General features: G+C 40.4%; 22 protein-coding genes. 17 read left to right on the top strand and 5 right to left on the bottom strand.

The features are described 5' to 3' along the window. Window positions 1–32: 32 nt before the first annotated feature. The 11 genes from HY063_02915 to HY063_02865 all read left to right on the top strand — a co-directional run bounded on the left by HY063_02915 (window position 33) and on the right by HY063_02865 (window position 9930). Window positions 33–1040 (top strand): potassium channel protein, encoded by a 1008-nt coding sequence (locus tag HY063_02915; protein ID MBI3500721.1) that lies wholly within the window; start codon window positions 33–35, stop codon window positions 1038–1040. A 66-nt stretch (window positions 1041–1106) separates the two neighbouring features. Further along, window positions 1107–2054: an SDR family oxidoreductase gene (locus HY063_02910; protein ID MBI3500720.1), complete on the top strand. Its 948-nt coding sequence runs from the start codon at window positions 1107–1109 to the stop codon at window positions 2052–2054. Between the two features lie 44 nt (window positions 2055–2098). Further along, window positions 2099–2752 carry an outer membrane beta-barrel protein gene (locus HY063_02905; protein ID MBI3500719.1) on the top strand — a complete coding sequence of 218 codons (654 nt, stop codon included), beginning with the start codon at window positions 2099–2101 and terminating at the stop codon, window positions 2750–2752. Between the two features lie 20 nt (window positions 2753–2772). Further along, window positions 2773–3384, top strand: coding sequence for a hypothetical protein (locus tag HY063_02900; protein ID MBI3500718.1), 612 nt, complete (start codon window positions 2773–2775; stop codon window positions 3382–3384). Between the two features lie 106 nt (window positions 3385–3490). Then, window positions 3491–3802: a 50S ribosomal protein L21 gene (gene rplU / locus HY063_02895; GenBank protein MBI3500717.1), complete on the top strand. Its 312-nt coding sequence runs from the start codon at window positions 3491–3493 to the stop codon at window positions 3800–3802. 39 nt (window positions 3803–3841) lie between these two features. Continuing rightward, complete coding sequence (rpmA, locus tag HY063_02890) at window positions 3842–4099, top strand: 50S ribosomal protein L27 (protein MBI3500716.1); 258 nt, start codon at window positions 3842–3844, stop codon at window positions 4097–4099. A gap of 63 nt (window positions 4100–4162) precedes the next feature. Beyond that, the gene (locus HY063_02885) at window positions 4163–5428 is read left to right on the top strand and encodes a hypothetical protein (GenBank protein ID MBI3500715.1); all 1266 of its coding nucleotides are present in this window, start codon (window positions 4163–4165) and stop codon (window positions 5426–5428) included. Between the two features lie 30 nt (window positions 5429–5458). After that, window positions 5459–6730 (top strand): serine--tRNA ligase, encoded by a 1272-nt coding sequence (serS, locus tag HY063_02880; GenBank protein ID MBI3500714.1) that lies wholly within the window; start codon window positions 5459–5461, stop codon window positions 6728–6730. An 80-nt stretch (window positions 6731–6810) separates the two neighbouring features. Beyond that, a complete protein-coding gene (lpcA, locus tag HY063_02875; protein MBI3500713.1) occupies window positions 6811–7383 on the top strand; it encodes a D-sedoheptulose 7-phosphate isomerase in 573 nt (190 codons plus the stop codon). After that, entirely contained in the window at window positions 7383–8921 is a 1539-nt protein-coding gene (locus HY063_02870; protein MBI3500712.1) for a YifB family Mg chelatase-like AAA ATPase, read from the top strand. Before lpcA ends, HY063_02870 begins: the two co-directional genes overlap by 1 nt. Before the next feature lie 10 nt (window positions 8922–8931). Further along, window positions 8932–9930: a glycosyltransferase family 9 protein gene (locus HY063_02865; protein MBI3500711.1), complete on the top strand. Its 999-nt coding sequence runs from the start codon at window positions 8932–8934 to the stop codon at window positions 9928–9930. Between the two features lie 4 nt (window positions 9931–9934). Here the strand turns inward: HY063_02865 and HY063_02860 are convergent, their stop codons facing one another. Further along, the gene (locus tag HY063_02860) at window positions 9935–10447 is read right to left on the bottom strand and encodes an acyl-CoA thioesterase (protein MBI3500710.1); all 513 of its coding nucleotides are present in this window, start codon (window positions 10445–10447) and stop codon (window positions 9935–9937) included. A 43-nt stretch (window positions 10448–10490) separates the two neighbouring features. On the opposite strand from HY063_02860, the gene HY063_02855 reads away from it, so the two are divergent. Then, on the top strand, window positions 10491–11039 hold the full coding sequence (locus HY063_02855) for a CopD family protein (protein MBI3500709.1): 549 nt from the start codon (window positions 10491–10493) through the stop codon (window positions 11037–11039). A 3-nt stretch (window positions 11040–11042) separates the two neighbouring features. On the opposite strand, the gene HY063_02850 is transcribed toward HY063_02855, so the two are convergent. The 3 genes from HY063_02850 to kdsB are packed head-to-tail and all read right to left on the bottom strand — an operon-like array spanning window position 11043 to window position 13654. After that, complete coding sequence (locus HY063_02850; GenBank protein MBI3500708.1) at window positions 11043–11807, bottom strand: hypothetical protein; 765 nt, start codon at window positions 11805–11807, stop codon at window positions 11043–11045. A gap of 39 nt (window positions 11808–11846) precedes the next feature. Continuing rightward, the gene (locus tag HY063_02845; GenBank protein MBI3500707.1) at window positions 11847–12911 is read right to left on the bottom strand and encodes an HU-CCDC81 and SPOR domain-containing protein; all 1065 of its coding nucleotides are present in this window, start codon (window positions 12909–12911) and stop codon (window positions 11847–11849) included. Further along, entirely contained in the window at window positions 12908–13654 is a 747-nt protein-coding gene (gene kdsB, locus HY063_02840; GenBank protein MBI3500706.1) for a 3-deoxy-manno-octulosonate cytidylyltransferase, read from the bottom strand. Before kdsB ends, HY063_02845 begins: the two co-directional genes overlap by 4 nt. A 63-nt stretch (window positions 13655–13717) precedes the next feature. Here kdsB and HY063_02835 point away from each other — a divergent pair, with 63 nt between their 5' ends. The 3 genes from HY063_02835 (at window position 13718) to HY063_02825 (ending at window position 14978) form a co-directional block, all read left to right on the top strand. Next, window positions 13718–14557, top strand: coding sequence for a DUF1571 domain-containing protein (locus tag HY063_02835; GenBank protein MBI3500705.1), 840 nt, complete (start codon window positions 13718–13720; stop codon window positions 14555–14557). Between the two features lie 49 nt (window positions 14558–14606). Further along, complete coding sequence (locus HY063_02830) at window positions 14607–14777, top strand: T9SS type A sorting domain-containing protein (GenBank protein ID MBI3500704.1); 171 nt, start codon at window positions 14607–14609, stop codon at window positions 14775–14777. Window positions 14778–14867: 90 nt separating this feature from the next. Continuing rightward, the gene (locus HY063_02825) at window positions 14868–14978 is read left to right on the top strand and encodes a T9SS type A sorting domain-containing protein (GenBank protein ID MBI3500703.1); all 111 of its coding nucleotides are present in this window, start codon (window positions 14868–14870) and stop codon (window positions 14976–14978) included. A 12-nt stretch (window positions 14979–14990) separates the two neighbouring features. Here the strand turns inward: HY063_02825 and HY063_02820 are convergent, their stop codons facing one another. Then, the gene (locus HY063_02820; GenBank protein MBI3500702.1) at window positions 14991–17462 is read right to left on the bottom strand and encodes a TonB-dependent receptor; all 2472 of its coding nucleotides are present in this window, start codon (window positions 17460–17462) and stop codon (window positions 14991–14993) included. 67 nt (window positions 17463–17529) lie between these two features. Here HY063_02820 and dprA point away from each other — a divergent pair, with 67 nt between their 5' ends. Beyond that, window positions 17530–18645 carry a DNA-protecting protein DprA gene (gene dprA, locus HY063_02815; GenBank protein MBI3500701.1) on the top strand — a complete coding sequence of 372 codons (1116 nt, stop codon included), beginning with the start codon at window positions 17530–17532 and terminating at the stop codon, window positions 18643–18645. 238 nt (window positions 18646–18883) lie between these two features. Beyond that, on the top strand, window positions 18884–19858 hold the full coding sequence (locus tag HY063_02810) for a ribonucleotide-diphosphate reductase subunit beta (protein ID MBI3500700.1): 975 nt from the start codon (window positions 18884–18886) through the stop codon (window positions 19856–19858). Window positions 19859–19950 lie beyond the last annotated feature (92 nt).

Genomic DNA, 19950 nt, shown 5'->3' with positions numbered 1-19950 from the left:
CATTAGTGCCCATTAGTAAATTAGTAGATTGAATGAATCACTTCCGCCAATTCTCCCGCCTTTATATTCCGCTTGCAATTTTATTTGTCATTCTTATTATCGGAATCATCGGCTTCATTCTCATAGAGCATTTCACCTTCATCGAAGCATTTTATATGACCATCATCACGGTGGCAACAGTGGGCTTTACCGAAGTTCATCCGCTGTCCGATGCCGGAAGATTGTTCACCGCCTTTCTCATCATCACGAGTTTTGGTACTTTTGCTTACGCGATTACATCCATCACGCGCTATATTGCCGATGGAGAGTTCCGCGAATATTTTAAATCGAAACGATTGGCAAACCAGTTGGAACAATTAGAGAATCACGTTATCATTTGCGGTTACGGGCGCAACGGCAAGCAGGCATCGCGCGTGCTGCGCGAACACGGAAAACTTTTTGTGGTGATTGAACAAAAAGATGAACCCATTCAGTCAATGCAGGAAAAATATCCGCACCTGGTTTTGAAAGGAGATGCAACGCAGGATGAAATTCTTTTACAGGCGGGAATTCAGCGTGCGAGTGCGCTCATCACTTCGCTTCCCGTTGATGCGGATAATTTATTCATTGTACTTTCCGCGCGCGCGCTGAATCCGAAACTGAATATTATTTCACGCGCTTCGGGTGAAAATTCCGACAAGAAATTAAAAACTGCCGGAGCAAATCACGTGATTATGCCCGATATGGTGGGTGGCGCACACATGGCATCGCTCGTGATGAAGCCCGATGTGGTGGAGTTTATTGATTACGTTACGGGAGTTGGCGTTGATATTAATCTGGAAGAAATAACTTTTGAAAAACTCCCGGAGAGTTTCAAAAATAAAACCATCAGTGAACTGGACGTTCGCAGTCGCAGCGGAGCAAACATTATCGGATTTAAAACTGCGCAGGGAGAATTTGTCATCAATCCTTCTCCCGAAACAAAATTAATTCCCCACGCAAAACTTTTTGTGCTCGGCACTTCAGAACAAATTTCCAAGCTGAAAGAAATTTTTGTTTAACAAAATCCCGCTGCCATTCCTTTGAATTTCTATTCGTAGATTCGCAGTCAATTCGCTATTCGCACAATGAAAATTTTGGTCACCGGTTCAAACGGAATGCTCGGGCAAAAAATAATTTACGGTTTGCTTGGCGACCCGCTTTGCAGAATTCCTGATGATATTCAGAAAAAAATAAAATCCGAAGTTCAAATTATTGCCTGCGCACGAGGAGAAAACCGCTTGAAAAGAAAAGACGGCTACATCTACGAGAAACTCGACATCACAAATAAATCCGAAATAGAAAAAATATTTTCCAAATACAAACCCGATGTTGTCATCAACACAGCGGGAATGACCAACGTGGATGCCTGTGAAACCAAACGCGAAGAAGCGATGCTCGCAAATACAACAGCTGGTCAGTATATGGTAGATGTTTTGGAAAAATTCGGAGCTCATTTTATACATCTTTCTACCGATTTTATTTTTGACGGAATGAAAGGAAGCGAATATGATGAAACCGATAAACCAAACCCGCTTCATTATTATGCGTTCACAAAACTTGAATCTGAAAAAATTGTGATGGCGAGCAAACTAAAATGGTCCATCATTCGCACAATAATTATTTTCGGAACAGTGGATGACAGAACCAGAAGCAATCTTATTCTGTGGGTGAAAAATAATCTGGAGCAGAAGAAAAAAATAAATGTAATCACCGACCAGTTCCGTTCCCCAACTCTTTCAGAAGATTTGGCGCAGGGTTGTATTCTCACCGCAATGAAAGGCGCGGAAGGAATTTTTCACATCTCGGGAATAGAAACTAAAAGCATTCTTGAGTTGGCGTATGAAGTTGCAGATTTCTGGAAGCTGGACAAATCGTTTATCAACCCCGTTTCTTCCGAAGAATTAAATCAGCCCGCCAAACGCCCGCCAAGAACTGGCTTCATTTTGGATAAGGCAAAGAAAGTGCTTGGATATAATCCGCATTCATTCAGAGAAGGTTTGGAAATTATTGACCGGCAATTGAAGGTAAAATAAATCCGCTTTCAATTCGTTTATCTTTGCAACCAAATTAAAATCCAATGAAAAAAATTTTGCTTTTGTTTTTTCTGCTCCCCATAATTGCGCTTGCACAAAAAGATTCCATTTCAAAAAAAGAAACCGGCAAACTTATGCTCGGAATGCGCAGCACCATCAGTGCGTTCAGCGATGCGGGATATTTAGGAATGGGAACTGGCGGGCAGTTTCGTTTGCGCTTTGGCTCGCGGATGAATTCCGATTGGTTTGCCGATTATATCACCACCGATATTGGCGGGCTTGCCAGGCGAACCGATTATCACATCGGCTGGTCGGTGCTGTGTTATCCGTTCAACTATAAAACCGTAAAAGGAAAATTCACTCCGTATATTTTAGCCGGACATTGTTTTGATTGGACACGCGTGGAGAAAAATGGCTACTACACGGATTACAATATGCCGCAGAGCAGGTTTAGTTCCGCTGTGCAAGGGGGAATTGGAGCGCACTATAATCTCGCAGATAATTTTGATATCTCGCTCACTGCGCAATATATGTTGCATCTTGGAAAAGATATTCGCACAACAATTTTTTACAATGATGCGACACAAGGAAATGATATTAAAATTGAAAAAGGGGATTTAGGTTTGGACGGGCACTTGCTGATTAATCTCAGCGTGAATATTTATGTTGCAAAACTCTGGGGAAGGAAAAGCAAGTAGGCGTAATAAAAATATTTCAAATGAAAAAAATTATTCTATTAGCTGCCATCCTGAGCGTAGTCGAAGGCTCTTTTTGTTTCTCGCAGCAGGAAAGCGAACAATATATCCGCAAAGGATTGATTCGTTCGATGGCGACAATTTCCCCGGGAATTCTTCTCAAAGAAAATGCATCCACCATTTCTCTTCACGGGAATTTAGAATATTACGTTGCCGATAATATTTCTTTGCGTGGCGACAGTTATTATTTTCTGAAAGCGAAAGATAATAATGGCAACAATCCTTTTGATTTTAATCATTCCACTTTTGCAGGAGCATCTTTTCATTTCAAAACAAAAAATCATTTTGATCCGTATTTTGCATTTGAACCGGGAGTTTCAATTGCAAGAATTAACTACACTTATTCTTGGGGCTTTGAACAATATGAATGGCGACAAAGCAATATTCATGTTAATCCTTTAATTTCCTCTGCAATCGGATTTAATTTTTATTTCCAAAAGTTTTTTCATTTATTCATGGAAGGAAGATATGTTTACGGTAAAGATTTATCAAACGTAACGATTCCTCTTTCGCTTTCCGAACTCCGCTTCTCCTTCGGATTGGGCTGGAATTTAAATCTGATAAAGAAGAAATAAAAGCCATTTTTCATAGTGAGAATTGACGTAAACTACCTTCTAAAAATCTATACAATCACTTCAGGAAAATTTGTTACCTTCGCTCCCCTTTTAAAACAAAAAGAAAATGTACGCTATAGTAGATATTGCCGGACAGCAATTCAAGGTTCACAAGAACCAGCAGATTTTTGTTCACCGCCTCGAAGGAAACGAAGGCGATTCAGTGAACTTTGACAAAGTTCTCCTCGTGGATAACGAAGGGAAAGTGGATGTGGGAATGCCTAACGTGAAAGGCGCTTCCATCAGCGCGAAAATTGTTGAACATCTGAAAGCCGATAAAGTGATGGTCTTTAAAAAGAAAAGACGCAAGGGCTACGCGAAGATGAACGGGCACAGACAGTACTTAACCAAAATCGAAATTCAGGATATCAAGTCATAATTTATAATCTATAATTTTTAATTTATAATTTCTTAAGTCATGGCACATAAAGCAGGTGAAGGTAAAACCAAAAATAACCGGGAGTCGCACAGCAAGCGCCTCGGCATAAAAATTCACGGAGGGCAGTTTGCAAAATCCGGAAATATTATTCTGCGCCAGCGCGGAACGCATCATCATCCCAGCAAAAATGTTGGAATCGGTGTTGACCACACGCTTTTTGCATTGACAGATGGAATCGTAACTTTCAAGCGCGGAGCGAAAGACCGTTCGTTTGTATCGGTAGAACCTGCTAAATAAAGCCGAGCGAAAACTATTGTGAATCTCCTGGCTGCTACAGTCAGGAGATTTTTATTTTTACCGATGAAAAAAATTTTCCGCTTCCCTTTTCTTGCCACGCTTTTTCTTTTCACGGGAAACGGAAAATTTTTTTCGCAGGATACAATTCCCAAAACCGATTCGCTGAGGAAAGACGCCATAAAAGTTTTCATTGACTGCTACTGGTGCGATATTGATTATTTCCGCAGGGGAATCACTTTCGTAAATTATGTGCGCGAGCGCAAAGAAGCGCACGTGCATATTCTTTTTTCATTTCAGCGCACGGCATCGGGAGGCGGTGCATATTCCTTTTTTTTCATAGGGCAGAAAAATTTTTCGGGCGTGAACGATACGCTTGTTTACAATTATAAAGCTGATGCCACCGAAGATGAAATCCGCGAGGGGCAGGCAGCCACAATGAAAATGGGATTGATGCGCTATGTTTCAAAAACTCCGCTTGCAAAATTTATTGAGATTACTATGAACAACCCGCCTTCGGCAGAAAATGTAAAAGACAAATGGAGAAACTGGGTGTGCAACCTGGACGCGAGCGGATTTTTTAACGGGCAGCAAACGTATTATTCCATTTCATCGTGGACTTCTTTTTCTGTTGACAAGGTCACCAAGGATTGGAAAATTCATTTTGGAATTGGAAATAATTATAGAGAAAGTTATTATAAAATAGATGACACCACCACGGTGCGCAGTATTAACCGCTCCAACAATTTTAATAATCTTCTTGTGAAAAGTATTAGCGACCATTGGTCTGCCGGAGGATTTTTGCGAGCGGAAAATGCCGACTACAGCAACCTTGCTTTCAAGGGCGGGCTTTCTCCTGCTATAGAATATGATTTATTTCCTTACTCGCAGGCAACGCGCAAGCAGCTCCGCATTTTATATTCGATCGGATATTCTTATTCGATGTATTACGACACAACCATTTTTAATAAAACGCGCGAAGGATTATGGGGCGAGCGCCTTGCCGTTGCGCTGGAGTTAAAACAAAAATGGGGCTCGGTTTCCGCTTCGCTTGCCGCTTCGAATTATATGAATGATTTTTCGCTGAACAATATTTATTTTCGCCCGTGGGTGAATATCCGTGTGTTCAAAGGAATGTCGGTGCGGCTGGGCGGAAGCGTGTCGCTCATCCACGACCAGATTTCTCTGCCGAAAGCAGGCGCTTCGCTCGCAGAAATTCTTTTGCAGCAGCGCCAGCTTGCAACCGCTTATAGTTTCTGGGGAAATTTTGGAATCACTTACACGTTCGGCTCCATATATAACAATGTAGTGAATCCGCGATTCAACGATTAGTGTAGGATAGATTTTTATTTTTGCAATTCAATGCTTCAGTTAAATTACATACGCGAAAACAAAGAAGAAGTCATCACACGGCTGGCGGTAAAAAATTTTGACTCGAAGGTGCACGTAGAAAAAATTCTATCGCTTGATAACGACCGCAGGAAAATTCAAACCGAATTGGATGGATTGAATGCAGAAGCAAATACTTTGGCAAAACAAATCGGAGAACTTTTTAAAACAGGAAAGCAAGCCGAAGCGAATGAATTAAAAAGTAAAAGCACTACGTTAAAAGAATCCGCGAAGAAATTAGAAACCTCACTTGCTTCTGCCGAAGAAGAATTAAATAAAGTTCTGGTTCTGCTTCCCAATCTTCCCAGCTCAAAAGTTCCGAAAGGAAAAACTCCCGCGGATAATGAGAATGTTTTTTCAGAAGGAGAATTACCAAAACTTTCTACTAACGCAAAACCTCACTGGGAACTTGCGCAGAAATATGATTTGATAGATTTTGAATTGGGTGTGAAACTTACGGGCGCAGGATTTCCAGTATATAAAGGTAAAGGCGCAAAACTTCAGCGCGCGCTCATAAATTTTTTTCTCGACAAGGCAACTGCTGCAGGATATTTAGAAGTCGAGCCGCCAATTCTTGTGAATGAAGATTCCGGTTTCGGCACCGGACAGCTTCCCGATAAAGAAGGACAGATGTACAGCGTTCCACTCGATAAACTTTATCTCATTCCAACGGCTGAAGTTCCCATTACAAATATTTATCGCAACGAAATTCTGCAAGCAGAAAAATTGCCAATCAAAAATTGCGGGTACACTCCTTGTTTCCGCAGGGAAGCAGGCTCGTACGGAAAAGATGTTCGCGGATTAAATCGCTTGCACCAGTTTGATAAAGTTGAAATAGTTCAAATAGCTCATCCTGATAAATCGTATGACGCACTGGAGGAAATGAAAAATTATGTTGCAGGTATCGTTCGCGAACTTGGTTTGCCTTTTCGGATTCTGAAACTTTGCGGAGGCGATATGAGTTTTGCTTCCGCGCTTACGTACGATTTCGAAACTTACTCTGCCGCACAGCAAAAATGGCTGGAGGTAAGTTCGGTTTCCAACTTTGAAAATTTTCAGAGCAACCGGGCAAAAATTCGTTTCCGCGAAGCAAATGGAAAACCGCAACTCGCGCATACGCTTAACGGAAGCGCGCTTGCGTTGCCAAGAATTGTCGCCACGCTTCTGGAAAATAATCAAATGGATAATGGAATTAAAATTCCTAAAGCGTTAGTGCCATACACGGGCTTTGAAATAATTTCGTAATGATGTTCGACCCCGAAGAGGTCGGAGATGAATAGATATATTTGCACTATTAATATGCGACTCCTTCGGAGCCGAACAAGATGAAAAAAAATATAATCCACCAAAATTTTTCCGAAGCCACCGACATTCTTGCAAAGTTTGTCTCTGACCATAAAAATTTTTCTGCGATTGAAAAAGCAGGAAGTCTTTTAGTTGCTTCATCCAAGAAGGGAAACAAAGTTATTTCCTGCGGAAACGGAGGTTCGATGTGCGATGCTATGCATTTTGCCGAAGAATTTTCAGGAAGATTCCGAGAAAATAGAAAAGCGCTTCCCGCAATTTCAATTTCCGACCCTTCGCATATTTCCTGCGTGGCGAATGATTACGGATACGATTTTGTTTTCTCCCGCTTCATCGAGGCCGTAGGAAACAAAGGCGATGTTCTTCTCGCCATCAGCACCAGCGGAAATTCAAAAAACGTTTTGAACGCAATTTCATCCGCAAAGAAAAAGGGAATGAAGGTTATAGGACTCACAGGAAAAGACGGAGGAAAAATGTCTTCTCTCTGCGATATTGAAATCCGCGCGCCTTATTCAAAATACGCAGACCGCGCACAGGAAATTCACATCAAGGTTATTCACTCGCTCATTCACTTCGTTGAAGAAAATATCTGATGCTCGTCAAAACTTTCGGCTGCGCAGTTCACGGAATAAAAGCAACGCTTGTTACCATTGAAACAAATATTTCAGGAGGAGTTTTCTTTTTTATGGTTGGCCTCCCGGATGTAGCTGTGAAAGAAAGCCAGCATCGCATTGGCGCAGCATTAAAAAATATCGGGCATAAAATTCCGGGCAAAGGAGTTACCATCAATATGGCGCCTGCCGATATTAAAAAGGAAGGTTCGGCTTATGATTTAACAACCGCCATCGGAATTCTTGCCGCGGACGATAAAATCAAAAGCGAACAGTTAAGCGATTACATTATCATGGGAGAACTTTCTTTGGATGGAGAAGTTCGTCCGATAAAAGGAGTTTTGCCGATTGCCATTGAGGCGAAAGAAAAAGGATTCAAGGGAATTATTCTTCCGAAACAAAACGCGCAGGAAGCCGCAGCCGTTGGCGAACTGGAAGTTTACGGAGTGGAAAACATAAAAGACGTAATTGATTTTTTCAACGGAGAAAAAAATCTTGAGCAGACGAAAATAAATATTGCTGAAGAATTTTATTCCCGCCTCGGAAAATCAGATTTGGATTTTGCCGATGTGAAAGGACAGGAAAATATCAAGCGCGCTTTGGAAATTTCTGCTGCTGGAGGACATAACGTGATTATGATTGGCCCTCCGGGCGCGGGAAAAACAATGATTGCAAAACGCCTTCCGACCATTCTTCCCCCGCTCACCATTGAAGAAGCACTCGAGACAACAAAAATTCATTCGGTGGCGGGAAAAATGGGAAAAGGAACTTCACTCATTACGGCTCGTCCGTTCCGTTCGCCTCATCACACGATTTCAGATGTGGCGCTTGTTGGAGGCGGAAGTTTTCCTCAGCCGGGAGAAATTTCTTTGGCGCATCACGGAGTTTTATTTTTGGATGAACTTCCGGAATTTTCAAGAAATGTTTTGGAAGTTATGCGCCAGCCGCTCGAAGACAGAACAGTTACAATTTCCCGCGCAAAATTTTCAGTGGAATATCCTGCAAGTTTTATGCTGGTTTCCGCTATGAATCCTTGTCCATGCGGTTACTACAATCATCCCGAAAAAGATTGCGTGTGCGCGCCCGGTGTTGTGCAGAAATATCTGAATAAAATTTCCGGACCGCTGCTTGACAGAATAGACATTCATATTGAAGTTACTCCCGTTGCTTTCTCCGAACTTTCCAGTGAACGAAAAGCCGAGCCGAGTGAAAAAATCCGCGAGCGGGTAATCAATGCAAGAAAAATTCAATCGAAGCGTTTTGAAAAAAATTCCGGAACCTACTGCAACGCGCAGATGAATGCAAATACGCTGCGGACAATTTGCAAAATAGATGAAGCCGGACAAACACTTCTCAAGAACGCGATGGAAAAACTTGGTTTGTCTGCCCGCGCTTACGATAGAATTCTTAAAGTATCACGCACCATTGCCGATTTGGATTCTTCCGAAGAAATAAAAACCTCTCACCTTGCCGAAGCCATTCAATACAGGAGTTTAGATAGAGATAATTGGGGAGGATAATTAAAATTCTATCTTGACTAAGATACTTATCATACGCTTCAGTTCCATCGGAGATATAGTTCTAACTACACCGATTATCCGCTGTATTAAACAACAAGCGAACAGTGCCGAGGTGCATTACATTACCAAAAAACAATTCTCTCCGATTCTTGAGAGTAATCCGTACCTCAATAAAATTTATACCATCGAAAAAAATGTATCCGAAGTTTCTGCGGAACTGAAAAAAGAAAATTATGATTTCATAATTGACCTTCATCATAATCTGCGCTCGGCACAAGTGAAGTCCATCCTTAAAAAGAAATCAAAATCTTTTTCCAAATTGAATATTGAAAAATGGCTGATGGTGAATTTTCGAATCAACAAACTTCCGAACATTCATATTGTTGACCGGTATTTTTCAACGGTGAAATCTTTGGGAATAGAAAATGATGAAAGAGGACTGGATTATTTTATTCCAACAAAGGATGAAGTGGATTTAAAAACGCTTCCTGCAGAATTTCAAAATGGATATGTTGGGTTTGTAATCGGTGCAAAATATTTTACCAAGCAATTGCCTAAAGAAAAAATTATTTCCATTATTCAAAAAATAAACCTACCGGTAATTTTGCTGGGCGGGAAAGAAGATGAAGAGAAAGGAGAACAAATCAAGTCAGCAGTCGGCAGCCGGCAGTCGGCAGTATTTAATTCATGTGGCAGATTTAATCTCAATCAATCGGCTTCGTTGGTTAAGCAAGCAAAAAAAATTATTGCTCACGATACCGGACTCATGCATATTGCTGCCGCTTTCAAAAAAGAAATTGTTTCTGTGTGGGGAAATACCATTCCCGAGTTCGGAATGTATCCTTACTATGGAAAATCTCAAATCCCAAATCTCAAATCCCAAATCTCAAATCTTTCTTGTCGCCCATGTTCCAAACTCGGTTTTTCAAAATGTCCGAAGAAACATTTCAAATGCATGAATGAAATAAATGAAGAGGAGATTCTTCGCTTCGCTCAGAATGACAACTAAGTTGTCATTTTACGAAAAGCGCTTTCAGTTCGGTAGCGTCATCAGGTTTCATTTTCCCAGCGAGAATCAAACTTAATTGCCTTCTTCGCAATGCGCCCGCAAATCTTTTTTTCTCTTCCTCGTTTTCAGGAACAACTTCCGGAACAGGAATAGGTTTGCCATTCTTATCCAACGCAACAAAAGTGAAAATGGCTTCGTTATGTTTTTTCTTATTACCTGTCAAACGGTCTTCCACCCAAACATCAATCACCACCTCCATAGAAGTATGAAATGAACGGGAAACTTTTGCTTCGAGCGTAACAATGCTTCCGAGTTTTATTCCTTCGCGAAAAGAAATATTATTTACCGAAGCAGTGACTACCACCTGGTTGCATAACCTGCTGGCGGAAATTGCCGAAACAACATCCATCCACAGCATTAACTTGCCGCCATGTAAATTTCCCAATGCGTTTGTGTCGTTGGGAAGAACAATTTCAGTGGTAGTAGTATAGGTTTCTTTGGGTGATTTTGATTTCATAGTAAAAAATTTTGTCAAAGATAGAAATACTTAACTTTGATTCATGAATCCGTATCTTTTAGCGCTCCACATTATTTTTATTGTTACCTGGTTCTCCGGGTTGTTTTATTTCGTGCGTTTGTTTATTTATCATGCGGAGGCGGAGAAGAAACCGATTTCTGAAAAAGATATTTTGCAGAGGCAATATAAAATTATGGAGAAGCGGTTGTGGTATGGAATCGCCTGGCCGAGCATGATTGGCACTTATGTTTTTGGATTCTGGATGGCATTTTCAAAGTTCGAATATTATTTTTCTTCCCCCTGGTTTATTCTCAAACTTGCTTTTGTATTCGGGCTCACGCTTTACCATATTCAATGTCATGTAATGTATCTGCAGTTTCAGCGCGATGAAATAAAATATTCGTCTTTCAAATTACGAATGTGGAATGAAGTGGCGACTATTTTTTTAGTGGCAATTATTTTCATAGTAGTAATGAAAGATACGTTGAATTTTATCTGGGGAATTATCGGGCTTTTTCTTTTTATCGCGATGATTTACCTCGCCATTGTTATTTACAGGAATCAGCGAAGAAAAAAAACAGGAGAAGAATAAAATTTATTTCACCCGCATCAGCAGCATCGGGCTTTCGGATTTTTTAAATGCTTCCAAAATTAATTTTGGATTCATGGAAGCGCGAAAGCCAATCACTTTTTTATCAAGAACAACAGGGTTCAAGCCGGGATAAATATTTTTTGTGGAAGCCGTGAGGGCGGCAACCGTCTGCGCGCAATTATCGTAAGAAGTAAAATAAAAAGGGCGCACACTCAAAAATTTTTCTTCCCATGTTTCCATTTGCAGAATTTCCCAGCCAAAAGGAGTTTTAAAGTTCAAAAAATATTTTCCGGAGTATTTTGTAAGAACTGTGTTCATGTCCAGTTTTGCCAGCGTGTCATAATGATTCACCCCCGCTGAATCAACAGAAATAGCAATGGCTTTGTCATACATGATTTTGATAATGCCCGCCACATCGTGCGCGCTTTTTTCACTTTCCATTTTATCAACTGCCAGTTTATTAAACTTTGCCAATGAACTGTCGCATTTTATTTCCTTCTTTTCCTTAGAGGAATCTTTGCCTATGAGTTCCTTTATTTCATCGTAGTTAATTTCTTTTTCATTTGGCTTAATGGAATTTTTGTTCTTAAAAATAATTTTATCGTATCGGATTTCATATTTTTCCGAAAACTCATGAATGCTTTTATCTAAAATATCATCGAGCGGAAAATAGTTGCCTGCCAATGTTGTATCGAAGCCCTGAATTTTTATTCCGATAGGTTTGTCAAAATATACAGGAACGGGCGGCTTGCACGAATATGCAAGCAAAGAAAGAAAAATGGAAAGAAAAAAAATCTCATCTGAAAATCAATTTTTCATAAGCCATGCATCTGCCTGAACGGTGCGAATTTTTTCGAGCGCGCTCAATGCTTCTTCGCGTGAAGAATAATTTCCGTAAGAAACCAACTGTAATTTTTTTTCAAGAATAGAAGCGCTGTATCCGAGTTTTTCGAGTTTATGTTTTAATCGCTGTGCATTTTCGGGAATAGAAAATGCTCCTCCGATAATATAAAACCGGTTTGATGTTTTTAGTTTGATGTTCCCGGTTTTTTTGACAATGGTTTTATCTTCCTGCAAATTTACCACAACCGGAATTTTTTCATCCAGCATCATATTCAGATAGTGCATAGTGTCATTGACAAAAATATTTTCGGCACTATTTTTATTTTTATATGCAGGCAAATTAATTTCCGAAGAATGGTAGAGTGGAATAATCTTTTCTGCAAAAGGATTCAGGTTGGCGAGGTTTGTATTTTTCAGCATATCGGTTTTCAGAAAAATAAAAACAAGCGAAGCAACTACCAATAAAAAAGCAGCAACAGCCGCATATCGTGCAAGAGGAATTCTTTTTCGTGATAAAGTATCTTGTTTTGAAGAAGTAATTTTTCTGTCTTCGAGTTTTGTTTTAATTTTTCTTTCTAAGGTTTCGCGCTTAATGGTAGGAGTATAGAAAGCTGTCATTCCAAACGAAGCGGGCAAGTAATTTGCTGTTTCATCCTGTTCAAACAGCAATATATTTTCTTCTCCCAAATAAAATTTTCCGATATTTTTTAATTCAAAATGTTTTTCAGAAGCAATTGCTCCGTTCAGATTTTCAACAAAAGAAAACATAAAATCAGTTGCTTCTCTATAAGAAATATTTTCTTCCTGTGAAATTTTATTTGCCAGCAAGCCGTCATTGTTCTTCAGGTTCCGGTTAAAAGAAATTTTTTTACGAGGCGGAACGAATAAATTTTTTCCTGAAATAATTTTTGCCGGAGAGTAATTGCAGACAAATCCTCCGAAGGAAGGAATAATCACACAGTCGTGTTCAACTAAAAGTTCGCAGATATATTCCCCGACATTCATCTCAGACGAAGGTATAACTTTCATTTAGAAAATTTCTTTAATGCATTTGTTAAATCTTCTGGCGTGTCAATGGAATAGGATTCATTTTCGGTGAGTTCAACTTTTATTTTATATCCGTTCTCGAGCCAGCGCAATTGTTCCAGCGATTCGGCAATTTCGAGCGATGAGCGTTCGAGTTTTGTTATTTGCGCGAGCACATCCGTACGGTAACCGTAAATTCCAATATGCTTGTAGTAAGTATGCAGTTTCGGCCACTCCGAAAAATCTTCTCCTCTGTAATACGGTATGGCGGTGCGGCTGAAATAAATTGCTTCTTTATTTTTATTGACGATAACTTTTATGGCGTTGTGATTGGTGAGTTCGTGAATGCTTTCCAATTTTTTTATCAGCGTTGCAATTTGAACAGTTGCATCTTTAAAACAGTTTGCCACTTTTGAAATCTGTTCGGGGTTAATGAATGGTTCATCGCCCTGAATATTTATTACAGCGTCAAAATTTTTTTCTCCTATTTTTTTTAATGCTTCGTAGCAGCGGTCGGTTCCGCTTTCGTGTTTTGCCGATGTGAGCACCACTTTCCCTTTGAATTTTTTTACTGCCGCTTCAATTCTTTTATCATCGGTGGCAACTATAATTTCCGAAAGCGCTTTGCATTTTTTTGCCTGCTCATACACGCGTTGAATCATCGGTTTCCCTTTTACATCTGCCAGCGGTTTGCCGGGAAAGCGCGTGGAAGCATAGCGTGCGGGAATGATGCCAAGAATCTTCATGGCGCAAAGGTAGGCGTAAATAGTAAATGAAGATAAGAATTTGAATTTTCGTAGTTTCGTCCAATGGTTCTGAAAAGAATTTTTCTTTTACTTACCGCCTGCTGTTTTTTTTCTGCTTCGCATTTTTCTTCCAATTCATCCTGCAAAGAACTTCTTCAGAATATTCTTTCCTCTGTTGCGAAAATAGAAACCATGAAATTTCATCTCTCCTGCCTTGAACGGTTCAACGGAAAACTTATTGCCACCGAGTCGCAAATAAAGATGAATGCTTCTCCGAGAAAAATTTATATCTGGCTGAAAGGGCCGGAACTTTTATGGCTCGAAGGAAAAAATAACGGCAATGCGCTGGTGAATCCCGATGGTTTTCCCTATATAAATCTCAACCTCGACCCGATGGGAAATATCATGCGCGAAAACCAGCATCACACCATTCACGAAGTGGGCTTTAATTATTTTGCAGGCATTATAAAAAATTCAATGGAGATTGCCGGGGAAAAATTTGATGACTATTTTAAGTGCGTTGGCACGATTGAATGGGACGGGCATGAATGCTACTTGATTACGGCAGAGTATCCGTTTTTCAAATACGAAGAATATACGGTGCAGAAAGATGAAACGCTTGTGAGCATTGGCAAAAAATTTAAAGTGAGCGATTATATGCTCCTTGAGTTGAACAATAAAAAAAATTACCGCGATGTGAAAGCCAATGAAAAAATAAAAGTTCCGAATGTATATGGAAATAAACTCATTTTATATATTGACAAAGAACTGCTGGTGCCGCGTGTAATAAAAGTATATGATGACAAGGGTTTATTCGAATCGTATGAGTACCACGATTTGCAGGTGAACTGTAAAATTTCCGAAGAAGAATTCACGAAAGAGTATAAAGCGTATGGCTTTTGAAATTTTTTTCCGGGAAAATTAATTTCCTCCTGCTATTACGTTCACAGGAATGGCTTGCAATTCTTCTGCAGGGGTAATTGTGTTTGCTGTTTCCACAGAAACTTTTTTTACAGTGCTGCCGCTTTCGGAATTAAACTTATCTGACCAGCCCGCAGGGCTCTATATGATTAAAGTCACCAAGGGAGACAAAATTTACAACGGCAAAATAGTATTGCAATAAATCTGTAAAACCAAAAAAGTTTATACGGAGAAGGTGGTGATACAATAACAGAATGGATAATGTAAAATGGTTAATGGCTAATGGAAATACATCAACCATCAACCATCAACCATTGATTTATCTTCCCAGCCCAAAGGAATTTATTTTGTGAAGGTGCAGGGCGAGAGCAAGATTTATACTGAAAAAGTGGTGATACAGTAACCGAGCCGTATTTTAAATCTTCGCGCTCAGCACAACTGCATAGGTTCGTGGCGGCTGCACATCGCCCGGGCGCCCCATGTATTCGCGGTTGAAAACATTATTTACCACAATAGAAGTTTTCACGGTTTTCGAAATCCAATAGGATATGCGGTAATCAAACACCACATCTCCTTTGTTATGTTTCTCGCGGTATTCTTTCAGCCCAGGCAACACATAAAAGTTCGTGTGGTAGTTGGGAAAAACCGCTTGCGTAACATCTACGAGCAATTCCTTCTGAAAACTTTCATCAATGTTTTTCATGAAACTGCTGTAGCGCATGCTTATTCCTGTGCTGAATTTTTTATAGTCCGCCTGCACATCAAATTTTGCCGTGTGCTCGTAGCGGTATTTCAAAATGTTTCCTTTATAGGTGCCGCCCGATTTGGTAGAATCGTAATCCAAGTCAATGGGGTGAATGTGCGTGTATCCGCCTATCATAGATAATTTCACTTTGCCAATCATTCCTTCGCCTGTCATTGTAATTTCTTCGCCTTTAATTTGCGTGTGTCCCACATTGATTGACTTTGCGCCAAAACTTTTAAGCACATACGCAAGCAAATTGGACTCTTCCAAGAAATTAAGATTTCCACCCGTAAGTTTCTTTACGCTGTCTTGCGGGCACCAATAATCAAAAGTAAATTCCATCATGTTTTTATATTCCTGCCAGAAACCCGCCACATCCACATAGCCGCGGAAGTTCCTGATTTTAAAATCCTGCTTGGCACCTATTTCTGCGCTCCATCCTGTTTCCGGTTGAAGTTGCGGGTTGGGAAGAATTTGCAGCCCGTTCACGTTCGTGGAAATAAATTTTTCTGCCACGCTGGGAAAGCGATAACCCTGCCCGTAGGAAGAACGGAGCCATGTATGAGAAAAGAGATGGTAATTCACTCCCGCTCTCATCACCGGGTAAACCGGAAGTGTGCTTGTATTTTTTCCCAACGTAAAAGAATATTTTGTTTGGGCCGTATCCACTTTAAAATATTCTCCGCGCAGGCCCAGCGAAACTATCAGCCGGTTAAATTTTTTATCGAGCTGTGTGAACACACCCGTGTTGGTGCTGGAATGGTTTCCATATAAAGGAGCAACGGTGATTTGTTTCCCTGTGGGTTTTCCGTTGGCATCAAGCGAATCGGTAGTAGAAGATTCCGAAATAACTTCTGAATGGGTTTCTGAAATTCCGCTTGTAATGGTCAGTTCTTTTTTCAGGTGAAGTTGATACTGGTACTCTCCGTACAAAACTTTTGAAATGGATTGCTGGTTGGTATTATTGGTATTGTTCGTGAAATAATAACGCGTGCGTAAACTATGCTTGTTTCCGTTCGGAGTAAAGTAGGTGATATACGGATCTATCGTAGCGCGAACAGTGTGATAGTCACTGACACTGCCGCCACGGGGATAGTAAGCAGAGTCACCGCTCTTCCATAAAATAAAGTAGCCGCCATGGGTGTCCATGTAGTTTCCGTTCAGGCCCACCGCTAATCCTTTTATTTTCTGAAACCGGTAACGCAATCCGAAATTGGCGCGATAACGTTGCGTGGATTCCAGCTGGCGGTAACCTCCATCGGAAAAGGCATTACCTCCTACAGTCACATCCAGATTTTTTATCTGTCGTGAATGAAAAAAAGAAGCGTTGCTGAAAATAGGATTTTGATTTTTCCACCAGCGAAGCGTGTCGCGCCTGGGATTATCGTAAAAGCCCGATGATAAACTCACGCTGGTATGCGCAGTATCTTTGGGATATTTTGTACGGAAATTAATTACACCGTTCATTGCTGAAGAACCGAACAGAGCCGATGACGCGCCTTTGATTACTTCCACCTGCTCAATATTTTCTATGGGAATAAAATCCCATTTCACATCGCCTGCATCGGCAGTGATGAGCGGCAAATCATCCACCAGAACCAAAACACGTGTTCCGGCTCCGTAACTGAAGCCGCTTCCTCCGCGAATGTTTGCCTGCCCGTCAAGAATATTCACGCCCGGGCATTGCTGCATGAAATCTTCCATGCTTGTTGTATTTTTATTTTCCACCAGTTCCTGTTTCATCACTTCCATAGAAACAGTAACCTCTTCTAACTTTTGTTCAAACTTTCCTGCGGAAACCACCACGGTGCCGAGTTCTGTTGCTTCAACAGAAAGCGAAAGGTTAAGCAACATGGTTTCATTTTCTTTAATATCTACTTTATGAATCACAGTGCTGTAGCCGATAAATTTAAATTCCACTGAATGAGTTCCGGTGGGGCATTGTGTTTTATAATTTCCGCTTGTATCGGAAACCGTTGCGCCTTTCCCATCAATGTAAATACTTACACCGCCAAGTCCATCTCCTGTTTTTGCATCGGCAATTTTTCCCTTCAGAGTTCCTTCCTGCAAAGTGGAAATATCCTGTGCCGCAAGAAAGCAAAATGGAAAAAAGAATAATAGAGGAAGTAATCGTTTTAGCATTATTATAAATTTGCGGACTATTCCGTTTAATTAGAACAAAAGTAAAAAAAGATTCAAAGAGAAAATCTTGAAAGACCAACTCATATATAATATAGGTATAACCCTTTTGCCGGGCGTTGGAAGCATTACCGCAAAAAATCTTGTTGCTTATTGCGGAAGCGCGGAAGAAGTTTTTAAAGCAAAAAAAAATAAACTGGAAAAAATTCCCGGTATCGGAACTATTCTGATGGACGTGATTTCAAACGGAGAAATTCAAAGAGATGCACTGAAGCGAGCCGAAGAAGAAATTAAATTTATTGAAAAAGAAAACATCACTCCGTTTTTTTTCACGGAGAAAACTTTTCCTTTCCGGTTGAAGCAATGCGAAGATGCTCCGGTTATACTCTATTATAAAGGTAACGCTGATTTGAATGCGGAAAAAATTATCAGCATTGTAGGGACAAGAAGCGCTACTTCATACGGAAAAAAGATTACAGAAAAAATTATTGAAGAACTTTCTCCGTTTTCTCCGCTCATAGTCAGCGGGCTTGCGTATGGAATTGATATTGTTTCGCACCGCGCATCGCTGAAAAATAATTTATCCACCGTTGCAGTTCTCGCGCATGGATTGGATTTGCTCTACCCCGAGGTTCATACTCAAACGGCAAAGCAAATGACCGGACAAGGCGGACTGCTCACCGAATTTATTTCTAAAACAGAAATGGTCCCCGAATTTTTTCCGAGAAGAAACAGAATTGTTGCCGGGCTCTCCGATGCAACAATCGTGATTGAATCAAAAAAATCAGGCGGCTCGCTGATTACTGCCGACATTGCCAACTCGTACAACCGCGAAGTGTTTGCAGTGCCGGGAAGGTTGGATGAAATTTCTTCCGAAGGTTGCAATCTGCTTATCAAAGCGAACAAAGCGATGCTGATTCAATCGGCAGAGGATGTGATAAAAACTTTGAACTGGGATGTGGAATCCAAAAAACCAAAACAAATCCAACAGGAACTTTTCAAAAACCTGTCGGGCGAAGAAGAATTAATCGTAAATTTATTGAAAGAGAAAAAAGGCGTGCACATAGACGAATTAAGCATAGCAAGCAATCTTCCGATGAGCAAAACCGCATCACTTCTTCTTAATTTAGAATTTTCAGGAGTGATAAAGTTGCTTCCGGGAAAAATATATGAGTTGAATAATTAGTTGAACTAAATATTTTTTTGAATTAGAAAAATTTTTCTTCAAAAACTTTTCAAACAAAGAAAAATAATCGCTTGTTCAAAACTTAGTTGAAATGTTGATTGAAAAAATGTTTTTGTAAAAATATTTTTCGAAATATTTGCTTCAACATTGAAACCCCGCATAGAAAAAATTTTGTGCGGGGTTTTTCAGCCCCCGACAAGAAAAAATTCAGATAACAACAAAAAATTTTCACTTCAAAATGAGCAAAGAATCAGAGCCAATCCTACAGGAGAACAAAGACCGCTTCGTGTTGTTCCCCATCCAGCACCACGACATCTGGGATATGTACAAAAAAGCCGAAGCAAGTTTCTGGACTGCTGAAGAAATTGATTTGTCGCCCGACATTCAGGATTGGGAAAACAAACTCAACAACGATGAAAAGCATTTCGTCAAGCACGTGCTCGCGTTTTTTGCGGCAAGCGATGGAATCGTGAACGAAAACCTCGCGGTGAATTTTATGCGCGAAGTGCAGTGGCCCGAAGCGCGCTGCTTCTACGGTTTTCAGATTATGATTGAGAACATTCACTCCGAAACTTACTCGCTGCTCATTGATACCTATATAAAGGATGCGAAAGAAAAAGATTATCTCTTTCACGCGGTGGATACTGTTCCTTGCGTTGGAAAAAAAGCGGAGTGGGCTTTGAAATATATCGGCAACGGAAGTTTTGCAGAGCGCCTCATTGCTTTTGCTGCGGTGGAAGGAATTTTCTTTTCAGGAAGTTTCTGTTCCATTTTCTGGCTGAAGAAACGCGGGTTGATGCCGGGCTTAAGTTTTTCAAATGAACTTATTTCGCGCGATGAAGGTTTGCATTGCGATTTCGCTTGCCTGCTTTACTCGAAATTGAAAAATCAATTGCCGAAAGAAAGAGTGAGAGAAATTATTACGAGCGCTGTAACAATTGAGCACGAATTTGTCCGCGATGCGATCCCCGTAAAACTTATCGGAATGAATGCGGATATGATGTGCCAGTATATTTCGTTTGTGGCCGACAGATTATTGAATGCGCTCGGATGTGAAAAAGCATATAACGTGACAAATCCGTTTGACTTTATGGAAACCATTTCACTGCAGGGCAAGACAAACTTTTTTGAGAAGCGTGTTGCGGAATACCAGAAAGCGGGCGTTCGCGCAGACAAAAAGGACAACATCTTTTCACTGGACGAGGAGTTCTAAATTTTTAAAAGAAAAACCTTAAACGAAATTAACAATCGACAGAGGAAATCTTTTCCCTTTTCATAGGAAAATAAAAAAATAATCACTAACTT

The sequence above is a fragment of the Bacteroidota bacterium genome, from assembly GCA_016195025.1.
Taxonomy (GTDB): domain Bacteria; phylum Bacteroidota; class Bacteroidia; order Palsa-948; family Palsa-948; genus Palsa-948.
The sequence above is the reverse complement of the archived record's forward strand: the minus strand, read 5'-3'. Positions and strand labels throughout refer to the sequence as shown.